At 71.7% G+C, this 6,424-nt stretch carries 5 protein-coding genes and 1 tRNA gene; 5 read left to right on the forward strand and 1 reads right to left on the reverse strand.

Going from position 1 to position 6,424, the window contains the following annotated elements; all coding sequences use genetic code 11:
* Positions 1-112 precede the first annotated feature (112 nt).
* On the forward strand, positions 113-2,332 hold the full coding sequence (locus tag ASF38_RS03655) for a transglycosylase domain-containing protein (protein WP_055963181.1): 2,220 nt from the start codon (positions 113-115) through the stop codon (positions 2,330-2,332).
* Between the two features lie 211 nt (positions 2,333-2,543).
* Here ASF38_RS03655 and ASF38_RS03660 read toward each other — a convergent pair whose 3' ends face one another.
* Complete coding sequence (locus ASF38_RS03660) at positions 2,544-3,005, reverse strand: GatB/YqeY domain-containing protein (RefSeq protein ID WP_056556379.1); 462 nt, start codon at positions 3,003-3,005, stop codon at positions 2,544-2,546.
* Positions 3,006-3,062: 57 nt separating this feature from the next.
* On the opposite strand from ASF38_RS03660, the gene ASF38_RS03665 reads away from it, so the two are divergent.
* The 4 genes from ASF38_RS03665 to ASF38_RS03680 form a co-directional block, all read left to right on the forward strand.
* Entirely contained in the window at positions 3,063-4,016 is a 954-nt protein-coding gene (locus ASF38_RS03665) for a metallophosphoesterase (protein ID WP_056573689.1), read from the forward strand.
* Positions 4,017-4,028: 12 nt separating this feature from the next.
* Positions 4,029-4,102, forward strand: a tRNA-Pro gene (locus tag ASF38_RS03670).
* 105 nt (positions 4,103-4,207) lie between these two features.
* Positions 4,208-5,020 (forward strand): hypothetical protein, encoded by an 813-nt coding sequence (locus tag ASF38_RS03675; protein ID WP_056573692.1) that lies wholly within the window; start codon positions 4,208-4,210, stop codon positions 5,018-5,020.
* Between the two features lie 31 nt (positions 5,021-5,051).
* Positions 5,052-6,424, forward strand: a 1,373-nt coding sequence (locus ASF38_RS03680; RefSeq protein WP_235497420.1) for an AMP-binding protein, incomplete at its 3' end; no start/stop codon positions are given.

Here is a 6,424-nt window from a genome sequence, read left to right on the forward strand (position 1 = left end):
TATGAGTAGTCCTAAGGGACTATGGTCCTGTCGAATCCAGGACCTTCCGGGACCACGGCGCCCTCGACGTCGCGTCCCGCGATCCTCAGGAACGTTCCGTATCCTGGGCCACATGCCTTGGGACGACCTCACCGACAACGTCCGGCGGATCGCCCAGACGCCGCCCCCCACCTCGAGCCGCGCCTCGCTCGTGGGGACCATGATCGTGCTCGCCGTCGCGGCGGGCGTCCTCGTGGCCGCCGTGGTCATCCCGGGCACGGCGTTCGTGGCGGCCACCGCCAACGACGTCACGCGCGACGTGGTCGAGCTGCCACTGGAGCTCGACGACGTGCCCAACCCGCAGACCACCCGCCTCTACGCGTCCGACGGCACCCTCCTGGCGTACTTCTACGAGGAGAACCGCCAGGACGTCCCGCTCGACCAGATCGCGGGCACGATGCAGAACGCGATCATCTCCATCGAGGACAACCGGTTCTACGAGCACGGCGCCCTCGACCTCAAGGGCACGCTGCGCGCCCTGGTCAACAACGCGTCGGACGGCCAGACCCAGGGCGGATCGACGATCACCCAGCAGCTGGTCAAGCTGACGCTGGTGCAGCAGGCCACCACGAAGGAGCAGATCCGCGCGGCCACCGCCAAGTCCACGGCCCGCAAGGTGCGCGAGCTCAAGCTGGCGATCAACTACGAGGAGTCCCACACCAAGAAGGAGATCCTCGAGCGCTACCTGAACATCGCGTACTTCGGTGACAGCGCCTACGGCATCAACGCCGCCGCGTACCACTACTTCTCGGTCTCCCCCGACCAGCTGACGGTCAAGCAGGCCGCCACGCTCGCGGGCCTCGTGAAGAACCCCGAGGAGTTCAACCCGCGGGTCTACCCCGAGCGCGCCCTCCAGCGACGCAACACCGTGCTGCAGGTCCTCGCCACCCAGGGCAAGATCACCCAGTCCCAGGCCGACGAGCTGATCGCCTCGCCGCTCGACCTCAAGCTCACGCGCTTCCCCAACGGCTGCGTGGAGTCCGTCGCCGCGTTCTCCTGCGACTACATCCGCCAGTACCTGCTCGACGAGGAGGCGCTCGGCGCCACCGTCCAGGAGCGTCAGGCACGCCTCGAGCGCGGCGGGCTCACCATCAAGTCCAACATCGACGTGCGCATGCAGAAGGCCATCAACAAGGCCGTCAAGAACCGCGTCGGCGCGAAGGACAAGGCCATCGGCTCCCTCGCGCTCGTCGAGCCCGGCACCGGCAACGTGCGCGGCATCGCGCAGTCCAAGCCGATGGGCCGCGACAAGAAGGCCGGGCAGACCTACCTCAACTTCTCCGTGCCGGCCAAGTACGGCCAGTCCGGCGGCTTCCAGGCCGGCTCGACGTTCAAGTACTTCACCGCGATCGCGGCCCTGAAGGACGGCATCCCTCCGTCCAAGTCGTACCGGTCGCCCCAGACGATGAAGATCCCCACCGGGACCTACTACGACTGCGAGGGACGCGGCACCGGAACCTGGGACGTCAAGAACTCCACCGGCTCCGGCACCTTCAACATGGTGACGGGACTCCGGCGGTCGGTGAACACCTACTTCGCCCAGCTCGAGAAGGACGCCGGCCTCTGCAACACGGTCAAGGCGGCCGAGTCGATGGGCATCACGGTGCCGGAGACGAACCAGGTCCCGTCCTTCACCCTCGGTGTCACGTCGGTCAGCACCCTCGACATGGCCGCCGCCTACGCCGCGGCTGCTTCCGGCGGCGAGTACTGCGCCCCGCGCCCGGTCAACGAGGTCCTCGACGCCAACGGCGAGTCGCTCAAGAAGTACCCCGAGCAGTGCGAGCGGGTCATGAGCAAGGACGTCGCGGCGCAGGTCAACGACATCCTGCGAGGCCTCCAGCAGCCCGGCGGCTTCGGCTTCCAGAACGGCACCGGGCTCGGCATCGACTCCGCGGCCAAGACCGGCACCACGAACAGCAGCCAGGCCGTCTGGTACGTCGGCTACACGCCCGAGCTGGCCGCCGCCTCGATGATCGCGGGCGTCAACAGCAAGGACAACCCGGCGAGCCTCGTCGGCGTCACGCTCAAGGGCGCGCCCGTGAGCTTCTCCCAGGCCGGCGGCTCCTCGCTGTCGGGTCCGATGTGGAAGGACGCCATGGGGACGATCCAGGACTACCTGAGCCCCGAGCGCTTCGACCCGCCGCCGCGGCGCCAGGCCGCGCGCAGCACGGGCGGCAGCAACGACGACGACCGCGCCGACGCCCCGACGACCACGCGGCGCGACACCGAGCAGCAGCCCGCACCCCGCGGCAACGGGAACGGGAACGGCAACGGGAACGGCGACCGCGACTGACCAGCAGCGAGCAGGGGTTGCTCGTCGCGGGACCCGGCACGTGGGCGGTGAACCGCGTGGGCGGTAGGAGGGTCGCGCTCTCACGGGTCGGGAGGTAGGGCGCGCGCGGATACCGAGCCGGTACCTGCGTGCCACCTGCGTCCGAACCGCCGGCGACGCGCGCCACCTACCTCCCGCCGTGCCGGCACCGCGCCCGGCCCGGCGCCCTCCCTCAGGCGCCGAGCGCCTTCTTGACCTCGGCGGCCACCACGCCGCCGTCGGCGCGACCCTTGACCTGCGGCTGCAGCGCGCCCATGACCCGGCCCATGGCCTTCATGCCGTCGCCGGCCACGCCGAGCTGCTCGATGGTCGACGTGACGAGCGCGCGGACCTCGTCCGCCGACAGCTGCTCGGGCAGGTACTCGGCCAGGACGGCGGCCTCGTCGCGCTCCTTCTGGGCCAGCTCGGGACGGTTGCCCGCCTCGAAGGCCTCGGCGGCCTCGCGACGCTTCTTGGCCTCCGACGTGAGCACGGTCAGCACGTCGTCGTCCGTCAGCTCGCGGGCCTCCTTGCCGGCCACCTCGGCGTTGGTCACGGCGGTGAGGACCATGCGCAGCGTGCTCGAGCGCAGGGCGTCGCGGGCCTTCATCGACGCGGTGAGATCGGAACGGAGGCGGTCCTTCAGGGCTGACATGACCACATCCTCTCACCGCGGGCGAGCGCCGTTCGGCCACGCACCTAGGCTGGGAGCATGAGGGCATCGGTGGCGGCTCGGCCCGTGGTGGTGGGAGCCGGTGTGATCGGTGCCGGCGCGGCCGCTCTGGGCTACGCCTGGTGGGAGGCGCGGTGGTTCGCGCTGAGGCACGTGTCCGTGCCGGTGCTGCCCTCGGGCGCCCGCCCGCTCAAGGTCCTGCACCTGTCCGACGCGCACCTGACGCCGGCCCAGGGGCGCAAGGCCGACTGGCTGCGGTCCCTGGCCGACCTCGAGCCCGACCTGGTGGTCAGCACCGGCGACCACCTCGCCCACCACGACGCGGTCCCCCCGCTGCTGGAGGCCTACGGGGAGCTGCTGGAGCGCCCCGGCGTGTTCGTGTTCGGCTCCAACGACTACTTCGCCCCGGTGCCCAAGAACCCTCTCAAGTACCTGACCGGTGGCACCGGGACCCAGGTCGGGGGCACGTGGGAACGCGCCGCGACCCTCCCCTTCGAGGACCTGCGCGAGGGCCTGGCCGAGCACGGCTGGCTCGACCTGAACAACGCGACCGGGTCGCTCACCGTCGACGGGCGGCGCCTCACGTTCGCCGGGGTCGACGACCCGCACCTGGAGCTCGACGACCTCGCGGCCGTCCCGCCGGCCGCGTCCCTCGGGGCCGACGCCGACCTCGCGGTGGCCGTGGCGCACGCGCCGTACCTGCGGGTGCTCGACCACGCCTCCCGCCAGGGGTACCCGCTCGTCCTGGGCGGGCACACCCATGGCGGCCAGCTGTGCGTGCCCTTCGTGGGCGCACTGGTGACCAACTGCGACCTCGACCGGGCCCGCGTGAAGGGCCTGAGCACGCACCAGGTCGCCGGCTCGTCGCCGTCGTGGCTGCACGTGTCGGGCGGGCTCGGCACCTCACCGTTCGCGCCGGTCCGCTTCGCCTGCCGACCCGAGGCCACCCTGCTCACCCTCACTGCGATAGACTCAGCGGGTTCGTCCTCCTAGCGAGGACAGCGCCGGGGTGTGGCGCAGCTTGGTAGCGCGCGTCGTTCGGGACGACGAGGCCGCAGGTTCAAATCCTGTCACCCCGACCCAGCTCCTTCGGGATCCGAAGCCCCTGGACCACCACGGTCCGGGGGCTTCGTCGTGCGTGCGCTCCCCGACCCGGACGACGTGCGCTGTGACACACTGACACCATGGTCGAGGAGGGCACGACGCAGGCCGACGGTGCCGGCAGCACCCAGCCGCGCGTGGTCAAGAAGATCGTCAAGAAGACGGTGGTGCGCCCCGGTGCCCCCGCGTCGAGCACGGCTCGACCCGTCCGGCCTGCAGCGCCCAAGGCCTCGGCCGTCTCGCGACTCAAGGGCAAGGACTCGCGCGCCACGGATCCGTCCGACGACGAGGCCGTCGAGCAGCCGGTGACGGCACCGCAGCCCCAGCGCAGCGGTCCGCGCACCACCATCGACGTCGGGGCCGCCCTCGGGAGCGCACGCGGACGTGCGACCGACGCCCTGCACGGGACCGGCGACCTCGCGCGGCGGTTCGGCTTCGCCGTCCGCGACCGCAGCGAGGACGCCGTGTGGGCGGTGCGCGACTACCGACTCCCCACCGTCCCACCGTTGCGCGCCTCCCTGGTCACCGGGCTGGTCGCCGGGCTGCTGATCACGGCCGGCGGCTGGGCGTGCCTCAACCTGTTCAGCGCGGTGCGCGGCACCTCGGCGGGAGGCGCCTTCTGGGGCGGCCTGGCCGTCCTGGTCGTGGTCGGCCTCGCCTACGAGATCGGCTCCCGGCTGCTCATCGCGTTCGGCGTGCAGCAGGCGCGCGCGGTCCTCGCGCTCTCCGTGATGCTGGTGGCCGTCCTCGTGATGCTGCTGTTCCTGGAGCCCGTCGACGGGCCCTGGGCGTGGTTGATCGTGCCGGGCCTCATGACCGCCACGGTTCCGCTGGTGCAGCGACTCCTGGTGTGGACCGCGAGCGACGTCCGCCCGGACGACGATGCCGTGCGTTGAGCCGCCACCCCGTACTCCAGGAGCACTCCGCATGACCGGTACCGATCGCAGCCCCGAGGTCCTGTGGCGCCCCGACCCCGACGCCGCACCGCGCATCTCCGACTTCGCCCGCACGGTCGGCACCGACCCGCACGACTACGACGCCCTGTGGCGCTGGTCCGTCGCGGAGCCCGACGCGTTCTGGCAGGCCGTGTGGCGGTTCTTCGACGTTCCCGGCGACGGGGAGCCCTCCCCTGCCCTGGCCGACGCCTCCATGCCGGGTGCGGTCTGGTTCCCGGACGTGCGGCTCAACTACGCCGAGGCGATGCTGCGGCTCCCCGGCCGGGCCGACGACGACGTGGTCGTCGTGGCGCGCTCGCAGTCGCGGGCCGACGTCCGGCTCACGGCGGCGCAGCTGCGTGACCAGGTGGCCCGTGCTCGCGCCGGGCTGCAGCGCGCCGGCGTGGTCCGTGGGGACCGGGTCGCCGCCTACGCCCCGAACGTGCCCGAGACCCTCGTGCTGCTGCTCGCGGCAGCCAGCCTCGGAGCGGTCTTCAGCTCCTGCGCCCCCGAGTTCGGGGTCCAGAGCGTCGTCGACCGCTGGAAGCAGACCGAGCCCACGGTCGTGCTGGCCGTCGACGGCTACCGCTACGGCGCGAAGCCGGTGGACCGGCGCGGCGAGGTCGCCGACATCGTCGACGCGCTCCCGAGCGTGGAGACCCTCGTGTGGCTGCCGTACCTGGAGCCCGGGGCGCCCGCGCCCGCGATCGACGGCACCGCCACGACGACGTGGGACGAGCTGCTGGGTGAGCCGGGCGAGCTCGCGTTCGAGCGGCTGCCGTTCGACGCACCGCTCTACGTCCTCTACTCCTCCGGCACGACCGGCCTGCCGAAGCCCATCGTCCACGGTCACGGTGGCATCACCCTCGAGCACCTCAAGTCGCTGGGCCTGCACCACGACTTCGGCGCCGACGACGTGTTCTTCTGGTTCTCCACCACGGGCTGGATGATGTGGAACCTGCTCGTCTCGGGCCTGCTGACCGGCTCGACGATCGTCCTGTGGGACGGCAACCCGGCCCACCCCGACCTCGGGCAGCTGTGGCGCGACGCCGACGAGCTGGGCGTCACGTACTTCGGCACGAGCGCGCCGTTCCTGCTGCAGTGCCGCAAGGAGGGGATCGTGCCGCGCGAGATCGGCGACATGTCGACATTGCGCGGCGTCGGGTCCACCGGGGCACCGCTGCCGGCCGAGGGCTTCCGCTGGGTCTACGACGCGGTGGGCGACCATGTGCACCTGCAGTCCGTCTCGGGTGGCACCGACGTGTGCGCCGCGTTCGTGGGCGCCTCCCCCACCGTCCCCGTGTACGCCGGCGAGATCTCGTGCCGCTGCCTGGGCGCGGCGGTCGAGTCCTTCGACGAGGACGG

The organism is Aeromicrobium sp. Leaf272 (genome assembly GCF_001422865.1).
Classification (GTDB): Bacteria; Actinomycetota; Actinomycetes; order Propionibacteriales; family Nocardioidaceae; genus Aeromicrobium.

Excerpts from the sequence above, each read along its gene's own strand:
- ASF38_RS03675 (WP_056573692.1), top strand. The coding sequence starts at position 4,208 with ATGGTCGAGGAGGGCACGACGCAGGCCGACGGTGCCGGCAGCACCCAG.
- ASF38_RS03660 (WP_056556379.1), bottom strand. The coding sequence starts at position 3,005 with ATGTCAGCCCTGAAGGACCGCCTCCGTTCCGATCTCACCGCGTCGATG.
- ASF38_RS03665 (WP_056573689.1), top strand. The coding sequence starts at position 3,063 with ATGAGGGCATCGGTGGCGGCTCGGCCCGTGGTGGTGGGAGCCGGTGTG.
- ASF38_RS03655 (WP_055963181.1), top strand. The coding sequence starts at position 113 with ATGCCTTGGGACGACCTCACCGACAACGTCCGGCGGATCGCCCAGACG.